This is a genomic window from Actinotignum saccati, from assembly GCF_051265055.1.
GTDB lineage: Bacteria > Actinomycetota > Actinomycetes > Actinomycetales > Actinomycetaceae > Actinotignum.
This window is the reverse complement of sequence record NZ_JBOZCC010000022.1, coordinates 1-609: the sequence shown is the minus strand read 5'-3', so window position 1 is coordinate 609 and position 609 is coordinate 1. Positions and strand designations below refer to the sequence as shown.

The following is a 609-nucleotide window of genomic DNA, read 5'->3' as shown; positions in this document are numbered from 1 at the left end:
GGATCAGTGTCCTGCTGTTGCTGGGCCGGCTTCTAATAATGGTTGCCCGGCTTGGGGTGATGGTGATGGTAAGCCTGGCGCGGATGTGACGCTGGCGAAGGATCCTGCTAATGGTCCGATTCCGGATACTGCGTCGTGTGAAGCTTCCAATGGTGCTACTTGTTCCTTTGATGGGGACGGGAACGTTGTTGTGAAGGTTCCTGGGGATGCTAAGGATAAGGACGAGATTACTGTCACGATCAAGGATGGTGACAAGGTCTTCGATACGTCGAAGGTGACTGTTAACGATCCTGATAGTGATGGGGATACTGTCCCGGATTCGCTGGATCAGTGTCCTGCTGTTGCTGGGCCGGCTTCTAATAATGGTTGCCCGGCTTGGGGTGATGGTGATGGTAAGCCTGGCGCGGATGTGACGCTGGCGAAGGATCCTGCTAATGGTCCGATTCCGGATACTGCGTCGTGTGAAGCTTCCAATGGTGCTACTTGTTCCTTTGATGGGGACGGGAACGTTGTTGTGAAGGTTCCTGGGGATGCTAAGGATAAGGACGAGATTACTGTCACGATCAAGGATGGTGACAAGGTCTTCGATACGTCGAAGGTGACTGTTAA

1 protein-coding gene is annotated in these 609 nt (G+C 53.0%); it reads left to right on the top strand.

All coding sequences use genetic code 11. The annotated features are described in order from the left end of the window. Window positions 1-85: 85 nt before the first annotated feature. A partial coding sequence (locus ACRQEC_RS09510; RefSeq protein WP_435731979.1) for a hypothetical protein occupies window positions 86-609 on the top strand: 524 nt, incomplete at its 3' end.